The organism is Pseudomonas fildesensis (assembly GCF_001050345.1).
GTDB classification, from domain to species: Bacteria; Pseudomonadota; Gammaproteobacteria; order Pseudomonadales; family Pseudomonadaceae; genus Aquipseudomonas; species Aquipseudomonas fildesensis.
Window position 1 is genome coordinate 191,185 of the sequence record NZ_LFMW01000003.1, and the last position, 19,567, is coordinate 210,751.

Genomic DNA, 19,567 nt, shown 5'->3' on the forward strand with positions numbered 1-19,567 from the left:
GGAAACACCTCATTGGGATGACAGCAAAGGCGGGCGGCGCAGCAAGCCGTGCACCGGACCGAAGACCACGGACAGCAGGTACCCACCGCCAGCCACCAGCACAATCGCCGGGCCGCTGGGCAGCGAGTAGTAGAACGACAGCAACAAACCCAACCACACCGACAGGCATCCCAGCACCGCCGATACTGCGATCAACACCGGCAGGCGCCGGCTCCAGAAACGTGAAGCGATCGCCGGCAACATCATCAAACCCACCACCATCAACGCGCCGATGGCCTGGAAACCAATCACCAGGTTCAGCACCACCAGGGTCAGGAACAGCCCATGGGCAAGCGGGCCGAGACGGCTGACGGTTTGCAGGAACAGCGGGTCGAGGGTGTCCAGTAGCAGCGGTTTGTAGATCAGTGCCATGGCGATCAGGCTGAAGCCGGAGACCCAGAGCATGCCGGTCAGCGTGGTTTCGTCGACCGCCAGGGCGGAGCCGAACAGCAGGTGCAAAAGGTCCAGGCGCTTGCCGGCGAGGCCCAGGATCAGCACGCCAGCGGCGAGGGAGATGGGGTAGATGGCGGCGAGGCTGGCGTCTTCGCGCAGGCCGGTGCGTCGGGTGATCCACGCCGCCAGCCCGGCCATGCTCAGGCCGGCGCCGAGGCCGCCGATAGTCAGCGCGGGCAGGCTCAGCCCGGCGAACCAGAAGCCCAGGGCTGCGCCGGGCAAGATGCCGTGGGCCACGGCGTCACCGATCAGGCTCATGCGGCGCAGAATCAGAAACACGCCCAGCGGTGCGGTGCTGCAGGCGAGTACCAGCCCGCCGATCAGCGCGCGGCGCATGAAGACGAAGTCTACAAAGGGCATATACAGGTGGCTGGCGAAGTGCATCAGGCCACCTGCATGTGGGGTTGCGGGCGGATCAGTTCTTTACTGGGGCCGAACAGGCAGCCGCTGCTTTTGATCTGCACGACCTGCTCGGTGTGTTGACGCACGGATGACAGGTCATGACAGACCACGACCAACGTGCGGCCTTCAGCGTGCCAGGCATGGATGTGTTTCCAGCACAGCGCCTGGCCTTCTTCGTCGAGGGCGGCGTGGGGTTCGTCAAGCAGCAACACCGGCGCTTCGGCCAAGCTCATGCGGGCGAGCAGGGCGCGTTGCAGTTCACCGCCGGACAAGGCCATCAACGGGCGATGCTCCAGGCCACTGAGGCACCAGTCTTCCAGTACCGCTTGCAGGCGCTGGCTACGTTGTTGCGGGGTCAGCTTGGTGCCCCAGAAACCGGCGGCGACCAGCTCTTGCAGGCTGATGGGAAACTGGCGGTCGAGGTGTTGTTGCTGGGGCAGGAACGACAGGCCGCCACGACGTGGAACATCCACGCTCACGTTGCCCGCCAGCGGTTTTTGCAGGCCCGCGATGACTTTCAGCAGGCTGCTCTTGCCGCAACCGTTGGCGCCGATGACACCGGTGAGGCTGCCTTTTCCCAGGGTGAAATCCACAGCGGGGGTCAGCGGCTGGCCGGGAGCGCCCCAGCGCAAAGCGTTGCAGGTGATCATGCAGAGTCTCTCGTCCAGCGGCTTTCAGCCACGGCATCGTGCGCGTGCAGGCTTTCGGCGTGGATCACTTTGAGGTGGAAGGCTTTGACGGCATCCGAGCGCTTCAAGGCGAGGTTCAGACGGCGGGCGGCGTCTTCGCAGAACATCAGGTTCTGCCCGTTGGCGAGGGCGAAGGCTTGTTCGTCCGCACGTTTCACGGCGGTTTGCACAGCGGTGCCTAGGGCGGCTTCGACTTTGTCGATCAGCTCAGCCAATGCCAGCTGTTCGCCTTGCACCTGGATGTGCAGCTGCGCGCTGCTGCGCTGGCTGTGGGGCGTGGCGACGATACCGTTGGCGCTGCCGAGCCAGGTCAGCACATCTTCGTGTTGCAACGGTGTGTTGCCGAAGTCTTGGAGGAATTGCTGCTGAATCAACTGCCTGGCGAGGGCAGCGGAGCAAGGGCAGGTTGAGGAGTAGGTAACGTCAATTTTTAGTTCCACGTGGAACATCTGGTTTTCCAGGCGCGCTTCAATGCTCACCGGGTAGCCCTTCCAGCCCGCTAAAGGACTGACCAACGCCGGGCGTTTCAGCAGCAAATCGGTGTGGATGCGCAGGTAGGCGTTATTAGATAAACCTTCATGACTGTCGAGAAAACGCTGCAGTACATTACGCAGAAGTGCCGGAGTAAGGGGCTGCTGGTCGAGCATCTCCAGCGCCAGGTACAGGCGTGACATATGAATGCCACGGGCCGCGCCATCGTCCAGGCTGACCCCGGCGTCGGCGGTCGCGGTCAGGCGTTGACCGTCGAGAAAGATGGGCAGGGCAATGCCGCACATGCCCACCCAGTCGAGCGGCAAGGCTTGGCGTGAAGCCTGCGCGGCGATATCCGGCAGAGTCAGCGCGTTCATAAGCAAGTCCATCGTTGGCAACAAAAAGACATGTTATATTATAACTATTGAGCCGACGATGAATTTTCTGCTCCTGCCTTTGTTCAGTCATGTCGAGCAGGGACGCTCCTTTATTTGCGGTATATGTCATGCACAGACGTCAGCTCCTCAACCTGCTCCTGGCCAGCCCCCTGTTCACCCTGCCTTTCGCCGCGTCGGCCACGCAGATTCGCAATGCCCGCCTGTGGCGCTCGGACGACAAACTGCGGCTTGTGTTCGACCTCAGTGGCCCGGTGCAATACAAGACCTTTTCCCTGGCCGCGCCGGACCGCCTGATCATCGACCTGAGCGGCGCCGGCCTCAGTGGGGACTTTTCTCAGTTGGCCTTGAAGAACAGCGGGATCACCGCGATTCGCTCGGGGCACTTCGGCAAGGACGACACGCGGATCGTGCTGGACCTGGCAGCGCCGATGCAGCTCAACAGCTTTCTACTGCCGCCCCAGGATGGTCAGGGCCATCGCCTGGTGCTTGATCTCACCAGCGCCACTCAGGTGCCTCGTCAAATCGCGGCTGAACCCACACCTGCTGTGGACAAGGCGCACCCCAAGCGCGACATCGTCGTGGTGGTCGATCCCGGGCATGGCGGCAAGGACCCTGGCGCAGTCGGTTCCAAGGGCCAGCGCGAAAAAGACGTGGTGTTATCGATCGCCCAACTGCTCGCCAAACGCTTGAAGCGCGAGAAGGGCTTTGACGTGAAACTGGTGCGCAACGACGACTTCTTCGTACCGCTGCGCAAGCGTGTGGAGATCGCCCACAAGCACAACGCCGACATGTTTATCTCGGTGCATGCGGATGCGGCGCCACGGGTCACTGCGTCGGGTGCTTCGGTGTATGCCTTGTCCGAAGGCGGCGCAACGTCGGCCACCGCGCGCTTTATGGCGCAACGGGAAAACGGCGCCGACCTGCTGGGCGCCACCAGCCTGCTGAACCTTAAGGACAAGGATCCGATGCTGGCCGGGGTGATTCTCGACATGTCGATGAACGCTACCATCGCCTCCAGCCTGCAACTGGGCAGCTCTATTCTGGGCAGCCTGGAAGGCATTACCTCACTGCATCAGAAACGTGTGGAGCAAGCGGGGTTTGCGGTGCTCAAGTCACCGGATGTGCCGTCGATCCTGGTGGAAACCGGGTTTATCTCCAACGCCAGGGACAGCGTGCGGCTGGTCACCGCGCGTCATCAGCAAGCCGTTGCAGATGGCCTGTTCGAGGGCCTGAAAAAATATTTCCAGAAGAACCCACCGATGAATAGCTACATGGCATGGGTGCAGGAACAGAAGAACGGCCAGGTTTAACAACCGTTGATGCGGCTGCAGGTGAACTTGGCGCTGGCCCCACCCGAACTGGAAAACCGGTTAATCGTGGTCCAGCCCACACGCCGCGTGTAGCCGACCCACGCCTCACCGTCCGAGGCCAAACCCGTAAAGAACGTCAGCTGCCCATAGCGGCTGTTGGTTTGAGCCCAATAGCGTTTGCCGATCACCTCGAAGCCGCGCAAATACGTGGTGCTGCCGACGGTCGCCACGCTGTAGGCATTGCCCAGCGGGTCCACGCAGGCCAGCAGGTTGGCGCTGCGCGTGCAGTGCGCCAGCGGGCTTGGTACTTGGGCGCAGGCAGGTCCTGCCGCTGCCAATAACAGGGCGCACAACAGGTATTTCATAGGGCTTCTCGGGGCAGGGAAGTGATCAAGCATTGCGCCCTTTGTCGTGACGAGCAAGGGAAGGTTGGCTTATTTGTATTGTTATACTATAACATTAAAAAACAGCCTGACCCGTGAACCGCTCTCCATGACTGAACAAGACCTCCTCGCCCAACCGCCCGTCGATTACATGAACGAAACCCAACGAGGGTTTTTCCGCGCGCTGTTGCTGGCCCAGCGCAATGAGCTGCAAGCGCGTATCGACGCCGAGTTCCAGGTGCTGCGCGAGCAGGAGCCCAACAGCGATCCGGCGGATGTGGGCAGCGCCGAAGAACAGCGCCAATGGCAACTGCGCCTGCTTGAGCGGGAAAAAAAGCTGTTGGACAAGATCGACGACGCCCTGGAGTTGCTGGCCCGGGGTGAATACGGATGGTGCCGCGAAACCGGCGAGCCCATCGGCCTGCAACGTCTGTTACTGCGCCCCACCGCCACCCTGTGTATCGAAGCCAAAGAACGTGAAGAGCTGCGCGAACGCCATAAACGGGCGAGTTGACCGGCCACCCCTGATGAGGAATACCTGATGCCCAATCGTCTCCCCGTTACCGTGTTGTCCGGCTTTCTCGGCGCCGGTAAAAGCACGCTGCTCAACTATGTCCTGCGCAACCGCGACAACCTGCGGGTAGCGGTGATCGTCAACGACATGAGTGAAATCAACATTGATGGCGGCGAGGTCCAGCGTGACGTCACCCTCAACCGCGCCGAAGAAAAACTGGTGGAGATGAGCAACGGCTGCATCTGCTGCACCTTGCGTGAAGACTTGCTTATAGAAGTCGGAAAGCTCGCCAGGGAAGGTCGGTTCGATTACCTGCTGATCGAATCCACCGGCATTTCCGAACCCTTGCCCGTGGCCGAAACCTTCACCTTTCGCGACGAAAACGAGCAGAGCCTGGCGGATATCGCGCGACTCGACACCATGGTCACCGTGGTCGACGGCATGAACTTCCTGCTCGACTACCAGGCCGCCGAAAGCCTGGCGTCACGGGGTGAAACCCTCGGTGAAGAAGATGAGCGCTCGATCACTGACCTGTTGATCGAGCAGATCGAATTCGCCGACGTGATCCTGATCAGCAAGATCGACCTGATCAGCAGTCATGAACGCGAGGAACTGATGGCGATCCTGGAGCGCCTGAATGCCCAGGCGGAAATCATCCCGATGGTCATGGGTGAAGTACCGCTGAACAAGATCCTCAATACCGGCCGCTTCGACTTCGAACGCGCCGCGCAGGCTCCAGGCTGGTTGCAGGAGTTGCGCGGTGAGCATGTGCCGGAAACCGAAGAATATGGCATCGCGTCCACCGCCTATCGCGCGCGGCGCCCGTTCCATCCGCAGCGGTTTTTCGACTTTATCGACCGCCCGTGGGTGAACGGCAAACTGCTGCGTTCCAAGGGCTTTTTCTGGCTGGCCAGCAAGCACCAGGACGCCGGCAGTTGGTCCCAGGCTGGTGGCCTGATGCGCCATGGATTTGCCGGGCGCTGGTGGCGCTTTGTACCGAAAAGTCAGTGGCCCCAGGACGAAGAAAGCGTCGCGGCGATCATGGGCAACTGGCAATTAAGCACCGGCGATTGCCGCCAGGAACTGGTGTTTATCGGGCAGAACATCGACTTCGCGCTGATGCGTGCCGAACTGGACGCCTGCCTGCTCAGCGATGAAGAAATGGCCTTGGGCGTCGATGGCTGGCGCCTGCTGGCCGACCCTTTTGGCCCTTGGTATGAAGAGGCAGCCGCCTGATGCTGGCGCCGGTCATCCCCCTGCGTCACGTGATTCGCCAGACCTGCGGTGAAACCCCGCTGGCCCTGTCCGATATCCTCGAAGACGGCATCAACCTGGCGTTGTGGCAGCGCCAACTGCCGCTGCATATCGCCGAATTCGGCGCCCTGCTGGTGGCGCTCAACGAGCCGCTGGCCGAGTCTTTGGTCATCGAGCTCAACAGCGAAGACGCTGAGCCGAACATGCAGGGTTTGGCGTCACGTTGCCGCGACCTTGAGGGCTACGAAGGTTTTATCACCGATGTGTCATGGCTGATCAGCGCCTTCGCGTGTTTGCTTGGCGCCAAGCGCATCGGCGTGCGTTTGCGGCTGTTGGACAAGGCCATGTGCCCGCGTTTTCACGTCGACCATGTGCCTGTGCGGCTGATCACCACCTATGCCGGCGTCGGCAGCCAGTGGTTGCGCGAAGGCGTGATGGACCGGCGCAAGCTGAGCCAGCCGGACGCCGAACCTACCGAGCGCATCGAGCAGATCCAGTGCGGTGAAGTGGCGCTGCTCAAGGGGACAAAGTGGCACGGTAATGAAGGTCATGGCCTGATTCACCGCTCGCCTGCCTTGAAGGCGGATGAACGACGATTGATCCTGACGCTGGATTGGCTGGCATAACCGGGTAGGATCAAGCTCTCTACACGGTCCGAATGATGCCCCTCATGCTGCAGAACATTCCCACCCATGTGATTGCCGGGCCCTTGGGCGCCGGCAAGACCAGCCTGATCAAGCACCTGCTCGCCCAACGCCCGGCCAACGAGCGCTGGGCGGTGTTGATCAACGAGTTCGGGCAGATCGGCCTGGATGCGGCCTTACTCACTCAGGACGACGACGGCATTGCGCTGGGCGAAGTGGCGGGTGGCTGCCTGTGCTGTGTGAATGGCGCACCGTTCCAGGTAGGCCTGGGCCGCCTGCTGCGTAAGGCCAAGCCGAATCGTTTGTTTATCGAGCCCTCGGGCCTCGGCCACCCGGCGCAGTTGCTCAAGCAATTGCGTGATGCGCCGTGGCAAAACGTGCTGGCGGTTCAGCCCTGCGTGCTGGTGCTGGATGCGCAAGCCCTGGCGGCGGGCAAACCCTTGCCTGACGCGCAGCGGGAAGCGCTAGCCAGTGCCGGTTTGCTGGTGCTTAACAAGGATGAGGCGCTGGATACGGCGCAGCGCCAGGCTATCGAACGGCAGTTGCCCGATTGCCCGTTGTATTGGACCCGCCAGGCGCAGCTGCCCCTCAATCAGTTGCCAGGCTTCAATGCGCACGCGGGCGCGGCTGTGGATAACTTCGACGAGCCCAAAGGCTTGGCGCAGATGCCGGCGATCTGGAGCGATCCCGCGCTGCCGATTTGCCTGAACCAGGCTCAAGAGGGCGGTTGGAGTATTGGCTGGCGTTGGCACCCGAGTCAGGTATTCGACACCCAGCGACTGCGTGAGTGGCTTGAAAGCCTTGAGTGGCGCCGCGCCAAGCTGGTTATCCACAGCGCCGAAGGCTGGGTCTCAGCCAACGCTGTGGATAACAGCCCACTCGCTTGGCAACCCAGCGAGTGGCGCCGCGACTCTCGTATCGAATTGATCTTCAGCCAACCACAGGACGTGGCCGCGTTACAGGCCGCGCTTGCTGCTTGCCGTCAGTGACGCGTCTTGGTGGCGTGGTCCTGGCGCCACTGGCTGAGCTCGATCACCTCGGCACTGGGCAGCGGTGTCTTGATTTCGAAGGGGTAGGGCGCCAGTTCGATCTGTGCGCTATGGGCGCCGAACTGGGTGATCGTCCCCGGATGGCGGGTTTCGCCGGTCACGGTGAACTCGAAATTGTAGATACGCGCCAGGCGCCGCCGGCCGTTGGCGTCCTTTACAAAACCGATGCGCTTGAGCGCCACGGCGCCATCCAGCAACTCGATGTCGAGCTTGGCGCAATGCTGCTTGACCCGCTCCAACGCCCGTTCGCGCAGACCGTGGTTGTGCCACACCCAGGCGGCGCCGGTCGCCAGCAGCATTAACACGAAGATGTTTCCCAGGGTCAGCATGCGAAAAACTCCAACAAAGTGAGAGCAGCTTAACTGTGTCGCCGGTCTGTCGTACAGGCTGCGTTTAGTCGCATACTGCGCGGCCAGAATTTCAACGGCTTTACGGAAATCCCCTGCATGAAACGCACACCTCATCTGCTTGCGATCCAGTCTCATGTGGTCTTTGGCCACGCCGGAAACAGCGCCGCCGTGTTCCCCATGCAGCGGGTCGGGGTGAACGTCTGGCCGCTCAACACGGTGCAGTTCTCCAACCACACCCAGTATGGCCAGTGGGCGGGCGAAGTGTTGGCGCCGCAGCAAATTCCGGCGCTGGTGGAAGGCATCGCCGCTATTGGTGAACTGGGCAACTGCGACGCCATCCTGTCCGGCTACCTGGGCAGCGCGGCCCAGGGCCGGGCGATCCTCACCGGCGTGGCGCGCATCAAGGCGACCAACCCCAAGGCGCTGTACCTGTGCGACCCGGTGATGGGCCATCCGGAAAAGGGCTGCATCGTGCCGCAGGAAGTCAGTGATTTCCTGCTGGATGAAGCTGCGGCCATGGCCGACTTCCTGTGCCCCAACCAGCTGGAGCTGGACAGCTTTGCCGGGCGCAAGCCGCAATCGTTGTTCGATTGCCTGGGCATGGCCAAAGCCCTGCTGGCCCGCGGGCCGAAGGCGGTGCTGGTCAAACACCTGGACTACCCAGGCAAGCTGCCGGACGGCTTCGAGATGCTGCTGGTGACCGCCGAAGGCAGCTGGCACCTGCGTCGCCCGCTGCTGGCGTTTCCGCGCCAGCCGGTGGGCGTGGGCGGCCTGACCTCGGGGCTGTTCCTGGCGCGGGTGTTGCTGGGTGACAGCCTGCTGGCCGCCTTTGAGTTCACTGCGGCGGCGGTGCATGAAGTGCTGCTGGAGACCCAGGCCTGCGCCAGTTATGAACTGGAGCTGGTGCGCGCCCAGGATCGGATCGCCCATCCGCGCGTACGCTTCGAAGCGACGCCGATCGGGCTGTGATCAGGCGTCGGCCTTGATTTCCTGATAGCGCTTCTCCAGCTCCTGGCGGATCTGCCGGCGTTGCTGGGCCTGCACAAACCGGCGCTTGTCCTCGCTGTTATGCGGTTGCAGCGGCGGAACGGCGGCGGGTTTGCGCTGGTCGTCCACGGCCACCATGGTGAAGAAGCAGCTGTTGGTATGGCGCACCGAGCGTTCGCGGATGTTCTCGGTCACCACCTTGATGCCCACCTCCATCGAAGTGTGGCCGGTGTAGTTGACCGACGCGAGGAAGGTCACCAGCTCGCCGACATGGATCGGCTCGCGAAAAATCACCTGGTCGACCGACAGCGTCACGACATAGCGACCGGCATAACGGCTGGCGCAGGCGTAGGCCACTTCGTCGAGGTACTTGAGCAGGGTGCCGCCGTGGACATTGCCTGAGAAGTTGGCCATATCAGGGGTCATCAGTACCGTCATCGACAGCTGGGCGTTTCCGGGTTCCATAGCACACTCACGGTTGTAGGCATTGGTTGGGGAGGCACCTCTGCGGGTGCTGAAATCTTTGCAGCGCCATCCCTAACGGGACGCCGGTGGGCGGCTTGCCGTCACGCCCTGACCGATCTGTTTCCATATATTGCACCGGCTTTCTGCCGGAAGTCGCGGTGTTAACCTTCAAAAGCCCGTCTCAGGGCCTTTCTTACGATTTAGGCAGACTTTTCCTTCCGCCCTTTGCGACTATTCAGACGCGCGGGCGGAAGTGGGAAAAGCGCCAGTACCCTCAAGGAGCCCCTCGCCATGCACGCCATCAGCTTTATCCAGGACTTGGCCGTGATCATGCTGGTGGCAGGGGTTGTCACTATCCTGTTTCACCGCCTCAAGCAGCCGGTGGTGCTGGGTTACATCGTTGCCGGGTTCATCATCGGCCCTCACACCCCGCCGTTCGGCCTGATCCACGACGAAGACACCATCAAGACGCTCGCCGAACTTGGGGTGATCTTCCTGATGTTCTGCCTGGGCCTGGAGTTCAGCCTGCGCAAGTTGTTCAAGGTGGGCGCCACGGCATTTATCGCGGCTTTCCTGGAAATCATCCTGATGATCTGGATCGGCTACGAGATCGGCCGCTGGTTCGACTGGAGCACCATGGACTCGCTGTTCCTCGGCGCGATCCTGGCGATCTCTTCAACCACCATCATCGTCAAGGCGCTCAATGACCTGAAGATGAAAAACCAGCGTTTCGCCCAGCTTATTTTCGGCGTGCTGATCGTGGAAGACATCTTGGGCATCGGCATCATCGCCTTGCTGTCGAGCATCGCCGTCAGCGGCACGGTCAGCTCCGGTGAGGTGTTCTCCACAGTCGGCAAGCTCTCGCTGTTCATGATTGTCGCGTTGGTGATCGGTATTTTGCTGGTGCCGCGCTTGCTGGCGTATGTGGCCAAGTTCGAAAGCAACGAGATGCTGCTGATCACCGTTTTGGGCCTGTGTTTCGGCTTTTGCCTGCTGGTAGTGAAGCTGGAATACAGCATGGTGCTGGGGGCGTTCCTGATCGGGGCGATCATGGCCGAATCCCGGCAGTTGGTTAAGATCGAGCGCCTGATCGAGCCAGTTCGCGACATGTTCAGCGCAATCTTCTTTGTGGCGATTGGCTTGATGATCGACCCGCAGATCCTGCTGCAATACGCCTGGCCGATTGCGGTGATCACCGTGGCGGTGGTGCTGGGCAAGATGCTGTCCTGTGGCCTGGGGGCGTTTATCGCCGGCAATGACGGCCGCACCTCACTGCGCGTGGGCATGGGGCTGTCACAGATTGGCGAGTTTTCCTTCATCATCGCCGCGCTTGGGATGACCTTGCAGGTTACCAGCGACTTTCTCTATCCGGTGGCGGTGGCCGTTTCAGCGATCACTACGTTGCTCACACCTTACCTGATTCGTGGTGCCGACCCGCTGTCGCTGAAGATCGCGGCGGTAATGCCCAAACGCATGAGTCGGGTGTTCGGCATGTACGGTGAATGGCTGCGCAGCATTCAGCCTCAGGGTGAGGGCGCGATGCTGGCGTCCATGATCCGCAAGATCATCCTGCAAGTGGGTGTGAACCTGGCGCTGGTGGTGGCGATATTCTTCACCGGCAGCTTTTTCGCGGCGCGCATTGGCGGGTACCTGGAGGGCTGGATCAGTGATCCAAGCTGGCAGAAGGCGTTGATCTGGGGCGGGGCGCTGCTGTTGTCGCTGCCGTTTTTGATTGCGGCGTACCGCAAGCTCAAGGCGCTGTCGATGTTGCTGGCGGAGATGAGCGTGAAGCCGGAGATGGCCGGGCGGCATACCCAGCGCGTGCGACGGGTGATCGCCGAAGTGATTCCGGTCCTTTCGCTGCTGGTGATTTTCCTGCTATTGGCAGCCTTGTCGGCCAGTATTCTGCCGACCAACAAGTTGCTGGTGCTGATTGCCATTGTCACGGCCGCAGTAGCTGCCGTGCTCTGGCGATGGTTCATCCGCGTGCATACGCGGATGCAGGTCGCCTTGCTGGAGACCCTGGATAACCACAAGGATACGCCGGAGCACTGAGGCTAGCAGCGCATTCATTGTGGCGAGCGAGCTGTTGTGGCGAGCGAGCTTGCTCGCGCTGGGCTGCGCAGCAGCCCCATTGAGAACGATGCGTTCTTTCAGGCTTGCCGATGTGAGGGTTTTTGGGCTGCTTCGCAGCCCAGCGCGAGCAAGCTCGCTCGCCACAACAGCCCGCTCGCCAGAACCCGCGTTGTTACGCAGGTATCAGCTTTCCAGCCAGACGTCCCGCGCCCAGTGCCAAACCGATTCCCAGGTTTCTTCGGTGACGAGTTCTTCTTCGCCGGACCACAGCACTACGGTGCCGTCTTCCTCGACGCAGTAGTAATCGTCGCCGTCCTGGCAGATCGGGATCATGCTGCGGTCGACGCCGGCATCCCAGGCGTTGGCGGCCACGTCTGGCAGGTAGGTGTGGGATTGTGGGTCGGTGATGGTCACCGGCTCCAGGCTGCCGTACACCACGTCGCTGACGGTCAGCAGAAATTCACGGAAGACAAAGGGGATGTCGATGAACAGTTGCTCCTCGATTTCCACCACTTGGTCTTCGTCAGGCAGCTCCAGAGGAACCGGGACCGGTTCGTTGGCTTCACGCAATTGTTCGATGATTTCTTCCACGGCCGGGATCCTCTTGCTAGATGGCGCGGTTTATAGGGGCGTTTTATACAGTAGCTCGCTATAAGTGCAACCGTGAAATAGAAAACCCCGGACATGTCCGGGGTTTTTTATTACCGCTTGCTTAAACGTGCGGGTATCAGCCGTTCTGACGGATACCGGCGACCAGCCAAGGCTGGTTCTCGCCTTGCGGACGTTCCATGTTCCAGCTTTCGCTGAACACTTCGCCCTGGTCGAAACGCGAGGTCTTCGACACACCGCTGAAGGTCAGGGTGGCGATAGTCTTGTCGGCGCGATCATCCACACCTTCCAGCTGCACGCGCAGGTCGTCGATGTAGGTCGACTGGAATGCATCGCCCAGGTCGGCACGTTCGCGCTTGAGGAACTCCAGCAGTTGCGGGGTCACGAACTCGGAGATCTTGTCCATTTCGTTGGCGTCCCAGTGCTGCTGCAGGGACTGGAAGTGGCTACGGGCCGCTTCGACGAAACGCTCTTCGTTGAACCAGGCCGGCGCGTTGATCACCGGACGGGCGGCAGCAGGCGCTGCCGAACCACCGAAGATCGAACCCATGGCTGGCTTCTGCTCGAACACTTCACGCTGCATCGGCGCGCCGGCTGGAGCCATGTGCTCCTGCTGCTTGCGGCGACGGGCGGCGATAAAGCGGAAGATCAGGAAGGCGATAACCGCCATGATCAGGATGTCGAAGATCTGCATGCCCTGGAAGCCGCCGCCCATGAACATGGAAGCGAGCAGGCCACCGGCCGCGATACCGGCCAGAGGGCCCAACCAGCGCGAAGCACCGCCGGCCTTGGCAGCAGCGCCAGCGGCACCGGCTGCACCAGCAGTGGCGGCTGCACCGCCGGCACCGGCGGATGGAGCCATTTGGCTGGTTTGGTGAGTCGGTGCTGCACCCGAGCTTTTGCCGCCACCGAAGCGCTTGGCGTTGGCGTCGATGCTCATCGTCAGGCCGATGCACAACGCCATGGCGATGCTAAGAAAACGTTTCATAAAGGGAATTCCCATTTGTGGATTGCACGCGCGCCATGTTGCACAGGTGTCGTGACAGTGGCTAGCGACATAATGTTTCGGGCTTTTGCGTAAGACTGATTCTGAAGGGTCTGTAGGACGTATTACAGATATTGGCCCGCGCGGTTAAAAAACAAGGGCGGGACCACCGATCGTTCCCGCGCTTCGCGTGGGAATGCCGCCTGAGACGCTCTGCGTCGCTCTTTAAAGCCGTGACGCGGAGCGTCACCAGATGCATTCCCACGCGGAGCGTGGGAACGATCAGGCAGCATGGGAACGATCATGCGCAGTGTTTCAGACGGCTTCGAGCTTCGCGTAACCCATCATCAGCCACTTGCTGCCTTCGGCGAAGTTCACCTGCACCCGTGCCTGGGCGCCGGCCCCTTCGAAGTTGAGGATAACCCCTTCGCCGAAGATCGCGTGCTTAACCAGCTGGCCAAGGCTGAACGGGGTCTCCGGAATCTCGGAACCGGCAAACATGCTGCTGGAGTTCTGCTGCTGGCCACCGCCGAACGGACGGCTGACGCTATTGGACAGGCGCACTTCCTGGATCAGCCCCTTCGGTACTTCACGTACGAAGCGCGACACCTTGTTGTAGGTCTCGCTGCCGTACAGGCGTCGGGTCTCGGCGTACGTCATCACAAGGTTCTGCATTGCCCGGGTAATGCCCACGTAGGCCAGGCGGCGTTCTTCCTCAAGTCGGCCGGGTTCTTCCAGGCTCATCTTGTGCGGAAACAGGCCTTCTTCCATGCCCACCAGGAACACATACGGAAACTCCAGGCCCTTGGCGCTGTGCAAGGTCATCAGTTGCACGCTGTCTTCATGCTCATCGGCCTGAGTATCGCCGGCTTCAAGCGAGGCATGCCCGAGGAAGGCGGCCAGCGGCGTCAGCTCTTCGTCTTCTTCAGTGTTTTCGAACGCGCGGGCAGCGCTCACCAGTTCCTCAAGGTTTTCTACCCGGGCCTGGCCTTTCTCGCCTTTTTCCGCTTCGTGATAGGCGATTAGCCCCGATTGCTCGATGACCGTCTGGGTCATCAAATGCAGGGGCATCTCCAAGCACTTGGCGGACAGGTTCTCGATCAACTCGACAAACACACCCAACGCCCCGGCGGCGCGGCCGGTCAGGCCTTTATTGGCGATCAGCAAGCGCATGGCTTCCCACATCGACACATCGGCATGGCGCGCATGGTCGCGAATTGCTTCAACGGTTTTCTCGCCGATGCCACGGGCCGGGATATTGATCACCCGCTCCAGCGCAGCATCGTTGCCACGGCCTTCCAGCAAGCGCAGGTAGGCCATGGCGTTCTTGATTTCCGCCCGCTCGAAGAAGCGCTGGCCGCCATAAATGCGGTACGGGATGCGCTCGCGCAGCAATGCTTCTTCCAATACCCGCGATTGGGCGTTGGAACGGTACAGGATCGCGATATCGCTGCGTGCCAGGCCGGTTTTCAGCGCGCTTTCGATGGTTTCCACTACATAACGCGCTTCATCGTGCTCGTTGAACGCGGCGTACAGGTTGATCGCTTCGCCTTCGCCGCCGTCGGTCCACAGCTCTTTGCCCAGGCGCCCGGTGTTGTTGGCGATCAAGGCGTTGGCGGCCTTGAGGATACCGGCGGTGGAGCGGTAGTTCTGCTCCAGGCGGATGGTGACCGCGTCCGGGAAGTCTTCGGAGTACTGGTAGATGTTCTCGATTTTCGCGCCACGCCAGCCGTAGATCGACTGGTCATCGTCGCCCACTACCATCAGGCTGTCGCCGCCCTTGGCCAGCAGGCGCAACCAGGCGTACTGCACGGCGTTGGTGTCCTGGAACTCGTCCACCAGGATATGCCGGAAGCGTTTCTGGTAATGGGCCAGCAAGCCCGGGTTGTCACGCCACAGGTCGAGGGCGCGCAGCAGCAGTTCGGAGAAGTCGATCACGCCGGCGCGCGCACAGGCGGCTTCGTACGCTTCATAAATGCTGCGCATGGTGGCCAGGAACAAGTCGCCGCTGGCCTGGATATGTTGCGGGCGCAGGCCTTCGTCTTTCTGGCCGTTGATAAACCACTGCGCCTGGCGGGCGGGCCAGCGCTGTTCGTCGAGGCCCAGCTCGCGGATCACCCGCTTGACCAGGCGTTGCTGGTCATCGCTGTCGAGGATCTGGAAGGTCTGGGCGAGGCCCGCTTCCTGCCAATGCGCCCGCAACAGGCGGTGCGCCAGGCCGTGGAAGGTGCCCACCCACATGCCCGCCGGGCTGATGCCCATCAACTGCTCGATGCGGTGGCGCATCTCGGCAGCGGCCTTGTTGGTGAAGGTCACCGACAGGACGGAATGCGGTGACGCGTTCTCGACCTGGATCAACCAGGCGATACGGTGCACCAGCACTCGGGTTTTACCGGAGCCAGCACCGGCCAGGACCAACTGACGGCCAACGGGGGCCGCTACGGCCTGGCGTTGGGCATCGTTGAGGGAGTTCAGCAAAAGGGAGAGATCATCGCGCATCGGCGCATTCTATGGCCCCCGGGGGAGTGGGGCAAATCCCAATGCCGGGTGGTCGACGCAAATCATCCGCCGCACTCTGTGCCGGGCAAACATTCTACGGTGCCTGATGACCGGTCAGTCAGGGAGCGCAGGCCGCGCACTGCCTCGCTGAAGCGGTCTGGCGCCAAGGTTTGCGATGAATGCTCCTACCGTTTTTATGACGTGGAGCAGTTTGGCCCAAGCCCTTGCTTGTGTATGCTCCGTCGACGTTTCAGGCTCACCATTATAAGAACATTGCCTATGACCCTCAGCACCGACCTGCTCTGCCCCTCGGTGGCGCCCGCGCAGGTTCTCCGTAAACACTACGCAACCGAAATGGCGGTCGAGCGCACACGCCTGCTGTATCAGGGCTCGCTGCTGCCGACTCTATTAATGCTGGTGAATGGCCTGGTCTGCGCCTGGTTGCTCTGGAACCCCAAGCAATACCTGCTCGACAGCATCTGGCTGGTGTGGCTGCTCGCCCTGGTGGCCCTGCGCGTAATCCAGGTGGCGGCCTTTGATTCGGCCATGCCCAGCCGCCAGGCCCAACCCATCTGGCGCCGTATGTTCATGCTCGGTTCGGCGGTCAGCGGCCTGACCCTGGCCACCGCCGCCATCGCCCTGGTCCCTGTGGACAGCTTTATGCAACAGGCCTGGGTGTTCGGCCTGATCGGCGCCGCGACGCTGTCGGCCAGCGTGGCCTATGCCGTGAGCCTGCCGGCGTTCTTGTCATTCACGTTGCCCTGCCTGTTGCCGGCCATCGCCTATCTGTTCTGGAACGGCACGCCGCAGCAGCAAGGCTGGGGTGTGCTCGGCTTGATCCTGCTGGGGTCCTTGAGCCTGGTGGCGTGGCAGGTCAACCGCCTGATCCAGCGCGGGCTGTTGCGGCGCTTCCAGAACCAGGCGTTGATCGAACACTTGCAGCAGGCGCAGCAGCGCAGCGAGCAGTTGAACCAGGACCTGGTGCGCGAAGTCGAGCAGCGCCGCCAGGTTGAACAAGAGCTGCGCGACGCCCAGATCGGCCTGCAGGACCGCGTGGCGCAGCGCAGCCAGGAACTGGACGCTGCCAGCCTTGCGCTGAACAAAAGTGAAGCGCGCCTGGCGATGGCCCTGCAAGCCAGCGAACTGGGCCTGTGGGACTGGAACCTGCAAACCGACGAGGTCCACCACACCCAGCTTAAAGAACTGTTCGGCCTGGAGCCCGAGTACGTCACGGCGATGCTCAGCCACCTCAAGCCGCGCCTGCACCCCGACGACTTGCCTTTGCTCAAGCGCGCGCTGGTGGAGCATCTCAAGGGCCGCAGCGAGGATTACCAGGTGGAATACCGGGTGCGCCATGGCGATGGGCACTGGGTGTGGATCGAAGACCGTGGCCGCGCCGTAGAGCGTGCGCCCAGCGGGCGCGTCACGCGCATGCTCGGCACGCGTCGCGACATCAGTGCCGGCAAGGCCCTGGAAGAACAGCAACGGCTGGCGTCGACGGTCTTCGAAGCCGCCAGCGAAGGCATCGTGATTCTCGACCCGGACTACATGCTGATTGCCGTCAACCAGGCCTTCAGCCGCGTTACCGGTTTTGAAATCGACGACATGATTGGTCGCAATGTTGTGGAGTTGCCCAGCAGCCGCGATGCGCGCCGCCACTTCCCGGTGATCCGCCAGGCCTTGCTCAGCCACGGCACGTGGCAGGGCGAGCTGGTGGAGACGCGCAAGAACGGCGAACTCTATCCGCAGTGGCTGCAACTGAATGTGGTGCGGGATGTTCGTGGAAAAGTCAGTCATATCGTGGGTTTCTTCGCCGATCTCTCGGCGCGACGCGAATCCGAAGAGCGCATGCGCTACCTCACTCACTACGACGAATTGACCGGCCTCGCCAACCGCTCGCTGTTTCGCGAACGACTGCGCGAAGCCCACCAGCGCGTACGCCAGGGCGGCCGCAGCCTGGCGCTGCTGCATATCAACCTGGACCGTTTCAAACTGCTCAACGACAGCCTGGGCCATGAAGTGGCCGACCAGCTATTGCAGAAAATGGCGCGCCGGCTGATCAATGCCTTGCCGGAAGCCGACACCATCGCGCGGCTTTCCGGCGATGAATTCGCCGTGCTATTCGACGCCTACGGCAACCTGTCGAGCCTGGCGCGGGTGGCCACGCGGCTGCTGGCCAAGCTGCGGGTGCCGGTGGCGGTTGAGGGGCATGAGCTGGTGGTCAGTGCGTCGATGGGCGTCAGCCTGCTGCCGGACAACGCGCGGGAAATTTCCGAGTTGGTCAGCCAGTCGAACATGGCCATGCAACACGCCAAGCATCTGGGCGGGAATAATTTCCAGTTCTATACCGACAGCCTGCAAGCCAGCACCCTGGAGCGTTTGCAGCTGGAAAACCATCTGCGTAAAGCCATCGAGGAACGTCAGCTTACGGTCTTCTATCAACCCAAACTTTGCCTGGCCACCGGCAAGCTGAACGCCGCCGAAGCGTTGATCCGCTGGGAGCACCCGCAGTGGGGCATGGTGCCGCCGGGGGATTTTATCGGCCTGGCCGAAGAGACCGGCTTGATCGTGCCTCTGGGCGAATTCGTGCTGCGCCAGGCGTGCTGGCAAGCGTGCGAGTGGCAGCGCCAGGGGCTGGCGCCCATCCGGGTGTCGGTGAACCTGTCGGTGCATCAGTTGCGCCAGGGCAAGCTGGTCAGCCTGGTGCGCCAAGTGTTGGAAGAAACCGGCCTGGACCCGCAATACCTTGAGCTTGAGCTGACTGAAAGCCAGTTACTCGACAGCGTTGAGCACATCATCGCCACCTTCCAGCAACTGCGCGACCTGGGCGTGAAGTTGGCCATCGACGACTTCGGCACCGGCTATTCGTCCCTCAGTTACCTCAAGCGCATCCCTGTGGACTACGTGAAGATCGACCAGACGTTTATCCGTGGCCTTGGCCAGGGCCGGGAAGATGCGGCCATCACCAAGGCAATCATCGCCATGGCCCACGGGCTGGCGCTCAAGGTGGTGGCCGAAGGTGTGGAAGATCAGCAGCAGCTGGATTTCCTGCGCGGGGAGCGCTGTGATGAGGTGCAGGGCTACCTGATCAGCCGGCCGATTGAGGCCGAAGGGCTGGCAGATTTGTTACGGAAAAATGCAGATTTTCCTTAGTGTCGCCCGCGCCGCCTTTATGGCTACACGGCGGCTGCCCTTTGAATCAGAGGCCAGCAGGGCGATTTACTGATGCATCGGATGGGCAAAACGACAATTCTTGTAGTATAACTACAAGCTTGCTACATCCCTGGCACCTGCCAATAACAAGAGTCCTGCCCTTTGAACCTGTTGCAACATATCGCCCAGTCGCGCCACCTGTTACGCAAATCGGAACTCAAGGTTGCCGATCACGTGCTGCTTGACCCTGCGGCCGTGATGCACAGTTCCATGGCCGACCTGGCCCACAGCGTGGGCATCAGCGAGCCGACCATCGTGCGTTTTTGCCGCGCCATCGGTTGCTCCGGGTTCCAGGACTTGAAACTCAAGCTGGCGCAAAGCCTGGCCGCCGGTGCGAGCTTTGGCCAGTTTGCGATTCACGAAGACGATTCCGTCGCCGACTACAGCCTGAAAATCTTCGACACCACCCTGCACACGCTGATGGAAGTGCGCGAGAAGCTCGACCCGGTGGAGCTGCAAAAGGCCGTGACGGCCATGTCTCAGGCCCAGCGCGTCGAGTTCTACGGCTTCGGCGCCTCCGGCGCGGTAGCGGCGGATGCCCAGCACAAGTTTTTCCGGCTGCTGCTGACGGCGGCGGCCTACAGCGATCCGCACATGCAGGCGATGTCGGCCGTGACCTTGAAGCCGACCGACGTGGCCATTTGTATTTCCCAGTCCGGCCGCTCCAAAGACCTGCTGATCACCGCCAACCTGGTGCGTGAAAGCGGCGCCACGCTGATTACCCTGTGCCCGAGCCAGACGCCGTTGGCGGAGCTGTCCACGGTCAACCTGGCGATC

The 19,567-nt window shown here is 61.7% G+C and carries 18 protein-coding genes; 9 read left to right on the forward strand and 9 right to left on the reverse strand.

Translation table 11 applies throughout. From position 1 onward, the window contains the following. Positions 1-9 precede the first annotated feature (9 nt). From ACR52_RS06320 to folE2, 3 genes are read right to left on the reverse strand one after another with little or no spacing between them, the layout of a single operon-like run. The gene (locus ACR52_RS06320) at positions 10-876 is read right to left on the reverse strand and encodes a metal ABC transporter permease (RefSeq protein WP_048721917.1); all 867 of its coding nucleotides are present in this window, start codon (positions 874-876) and stop codon (positions 10-12) included. Then, entirely contained in the window at positions 876-1,544 is a 669-nt protein-coding gene (locus ACR52_RS06325) for a metal ABC transporter ATP-binding protein (RefSeq protein ID WP_048721919.1), read from the reverse strand. Before ACR52_RS06325 ends, ACR52_RS06320 begins: the two co-directional genes overlap by 1 nt. Next, positions 1,541-2,431 carry a GTP cyclohydrolase FolE2 gene (gene folE2 / locus ACR52_RS06330; protein ID WP_048721921.1) on the reverse strand — a complete coding sequence of 297 codons (891 nt, stop codon included), beginning with the start codon at positions 2,429-2,431 and terminating at the stop codon, positions 1,541-1,543. Before folE2 ends, ACR52_RS06325 begins: the two co-directional genes overlap by 4 nt. 128 nt (positions 2,432-2,559) lie before the next feature. On the opposite strand from folE2, the gene ACR52_RS06335 reads away from it, so the two are divergent. Beyond that, complete coding sequence (locus tag ACR52_RS06335; RefSeq protein WP_048721923.1) at positions 2,560-3,762, forward strand: N-acetylmuramoyl-L-alanine amidase; 1,203 nt, start codon at positions 2,560-2,562, stop codon at positions 3,760-3,762. Here the strand turns inward: ACR52_RS06335 and ACR52_RS06340 are convergent. After that, positions 3,759-4,127 (reverse strand): hypothetical protein, encoded by a 369-nt coding sequence (locus ACR52_RS06340; protein ID WP_048721926.1) that lies wholly within the window; start codon positions 4,125-4,127, stop codon positions 3,759-3,761. The two genes, ACR52_RS06335 and ACR52_RS06340, sit on opposite strands and share 4 nt — an antisense overlap. 127 nt (positions 4,128-4,254) lie before the next feature. On the opposite strand from ACR52_RS06340, the gene dksA reads away from it, so the two are divergent. The 4 genes from dksA to ACR52_RS06360 are packed head-to-tail and all read left to right on the forward strand — an operon-like array spanning position 4,255 to position 7,546. Beyond that, positions 4,255-4,659, forward strand: a complete 405-nt coding sequence (gene dksA, locus ACR52_RS06345) for an RNA polymerase-binding protein DksA (RefSeq protein WP_048721929.1) — start codon at positions 4,255-4,257, stop codon at positions 4,657-4,659. A 27-nt stretch (positions 4,660-4,686) separates the two neighbouring features. Further along, positions 4,687-5,895: a zinc metallochaperone GTPase ZigA gene (zigA, locus tag ACR52_RS06350; RefSeq protein ID WP_048721931.1), complete on the forward strand. Its 1,209-nt coding sequence runs from the start codon at positions 4,687-4,689 to the stop codon at positions 5,893-5,895. After that, entirely contained in the window at positions 5,895-6,539 is a 645-nt protein-coding gene (locus tag ACR52_RS06355; RefSeq protein ID WP_048721933.1) for a DUF1826 domain-containing protein, read from the forward strand. Before zigA ends, ACR52_RS06355 begins: the two co-directional genes overlap by 1 nt. 44 nt (positions 6,540-6,583) lie before the next feature. Continuing rightward, the gene (locus tag ACR52_RS06360; protein WP_048721936.1) at positions 6,584-7,546 is read left to right on the forward strand and encodes a CobW family GTP-binding protein; all 963 of its coding nucleotides are present in this window, start codon (positions 6,584-6,586) and stop codon (positions 7,544-7,546) included. Here ACR52_RS06360 and ACR52_RS06365 read toward each other — a convergent pair. Next, a complete protein-coding gene (locus ACR52_RS06365) occupies positions 7,540-7,935 on the reverse strand; it encodes a DUF3301 domain-containing protein (RefSeq protein WP_048721939.1) in 396 nt (131 codons plus the stop codon). The two genes, ACR52_RS06360 and ACR52_RS06365, sit on opposite strands and share 7 nt — an antisense overlap. Positions 7,936-8,052: 117 nt before the next feature. On the opposite strand from ACR52_RS06365, the gene pdxY reads away from it, so the two are divergent. Beyond that, on the forward strand, positions 8,053-8,925 hold the full coding sequence (gene pdxY / locus ACR52_RS06370; protein WP_048721942.1) for a pyridoxal kinase PdxY: 873 nt from the start codon (positions 8,053-8,055) through the stop codon (positions 8,923-8,925). On the opposite strand, the gene ACR52_RS06375 is transcribed toward pdxY, so the two are convergent. Next, positions 8,926-9,408, reverse strand: coding sequence for an acyl-CoA thioesterase (locus ACR52_RS06375; RefSeq protein ID WP_048721943.1), 483 nt, complete (start codon positions 9,406-9,408; stop codon positions 8,926-8,928). It abuts the gene before it with no gap. 291 nt (positions 9,409-9,699) lie between these two features. Between ACR52_RS06375 and ACR52_RS06380 the strand changes: the two genes are divergently transcribed. After that, positions 9,700-11,463 carry a cation:proton antiporter gene (locus ACR52_RS06380; protein ID WP_048721945.1) on the forward strand — a complete coding sequence of 588 codons (1,764 nt, stop codon included), beginning with the start codon at positions 9,700-9,702 and terminating at the stop codon, positions 11,461-11,463. 204 nt (positions 11,464-11,667) lie between these two features. Here ACR52_RS06380 and ACR52_RS06385 read toward each other — a convergent pair whose 3' ends face one another. The 3 genes from ACR52_RS06385 to uvrD all read right to left on the reverse strand — a co-directional run bounded on the left by ACR52_RS06385 (position 11,668) and on the right by uvrD (position 15,577). Beyond that, positions 11,668-12,075 (reverse strand): SMI1/KNR4 family protein, encoded by a 408-nt coding sequence (locus ACR52_RS06385; protein WP_048721948.1) that lies wholly within the window; start codon positions 12,073-12,075, stop codon positions 11,668-11,670. Between the two features lie 136 nt (positions 12,076-12,211). Beyond that, positions 12,212-13,081: a Tim44 domain-containing protein gene (locus tag ACR52_RS06390; protein WP_048721951.1), complete on the reverse strand. Its 870-nt coding sequence runs from the start codon at positions 13,079-13,081 to the stop codon at positions 12,212-12,214. A 312-nt stretch (positions 13,082-13,393) separates the two neighbouring features. Then, positions 13,394-15,577 carry a DNA helicase II gene (gene uvrD / locus ACR52_RS06395; protein WP_048721954.1) on the reverse strand — a complete coding sequence of 728 codons (2,184 nt, stop codon included), beginning with the start codon at positions 15,575-15,577 and terminating at the stop codon, positions 13,394-13,396. A 279-nt stretch (positions 15,578-15,856) separates the two neighbouring features. Here uvrD and ACR52_RS06400 point away from each other — a divergent pair, with 279 nt between their 5' ends. Both ACR52_RS06400 and ACR52_RS06405 read left to right on the forward strand, forming a co-directional pair. Then, positions 15,857-18,730, forward strand: coding sequence for a GGDEF domain-containing phosphodiesterase (locus tag ACR52_RS06400; protein ID WP_048721956.1), 2,874 nt, complete (start codon positions 15,857-15,859; stop codon positions 18,728-18,730). Between the two features lie 162 nt (positions 18,731-18,892). Next, positions 18,893-19,567: SIS domain-containing protein (locus ACR52_RS06405; protein WP_048721959.1), on the forward strand; the 675-nt coding region annotated here is incomplete at its 3' end.

Bases quoted from the DNA above. Each gene is read 5' to 3' on its own strand.
- ACR52_RS06320 (WP_048721917.1), bottom strand. From the start codon at position 876: ATGCACTTCGCCAGCCACCTGTATATGCCCTTTGTAGACTTCGTCTTC.
- ACR52_RS06325 (WP_048721919.1), bottom strand. From the start codon at position 1,544: ATGATCACCTGCAACGCTTTGCGCTGGGGCGCTCCCGGCCAGCCGCTG.
- folE2 (WP_048721921.1), bottom strand. From the start codon at position 2,431: ATGAACGCGCTGACTCTGCCGGATATCGCCGCGCAGGCTTCACGCCAA.
- ACR52_RS06335 (WP_048721923.1), top strand. From the start codon at position 2,560: ATGCACAGACGTCAGCTCCTCAACCTGCTCCTGGCCAGCCCCCTGTTC.
- ACR52_RS06340 (WP_048721926.1), bottom strand. From the start codon at position 4,127: ATGAAATACCTGTTGTGCGCCCTGTTATTGGCAGCGGCAGGACCTGCC.
- dksA (WP_048721929.1), top strand. From the start codon at position 4,255: ATGACTGAACAAGACCTCCTCGCCCAACCGCCCGTCGATTACATGAAC.
- zigA (WP_048721931.1), top strand. From the start codon at position 4,687: ATGCCCAATCGTCTCCCCGTTACCGTGTTGTCCGGCTTTCTCGGCGCC.
- ACR52_RS06355 (WP_048721933.1), top strand. From the start codon at position 5,895: ATGCTGGCGCCGGTCATCCCCCTGCGTCACGTGATTCGCCAGACCTGC.
- ACR52_RS06360 (WP_048721936.1), top strand. From the start codon at position 6,584: ATGCTGCAGAACATTCCCACCCATGTGATTGCCGGGCCCTTGGGCGCC.
- ACR52_RS06365 (WP_048721939.1), bottom strand. From the start codon at position 7,935: ATGCTGACCCTGGGAAACATCTTCGTGTTAATGCTGCTGGCGACCGGC.
- pdxY (WP_048721942.1), top strand. From the start codon at position 8,053: ATGAAACGCACACCTCATCTGCTTGCGATCCAGTCTCATGTGGTCTTT.
- ACR52_RS06375 (WP_048721943.1), bottom strand. From the start codon at position 9,408: ATGGAACCCGGAAACGCCCAGCTGTCGATGACGGTACTGATGACCCCT.
- ACR52_RS06380 (WP_048721945.1), top strand. From the start codon at position 9,700: ATGCACGCCATCAGCTTTATCCAGGACTTGGCCGTGATCATGCTGGTG.
- ACR52_RS06390 (WP_048721951.1), bottom strand. From the start codon at position 13,081: ATGAAACGTTTTCTTAGCATCGCCATGGCGTTGTGCATCGGCCTGACG.
- uvrD (WP_048721954.1), bottom strand. From the start codon at position 15,577: ATGCGCGATGATCTCTCCCTTTTGCTGAACTCCCTCAACGATGCCCAA.
- ACR52_RS06400 (WP_048721956.1), top strand. From the start codon at position 15,857: ATGACCCTCAGCACCGACCTGCTCTGCCCCTCGGTGGCGCCCGCGCAG.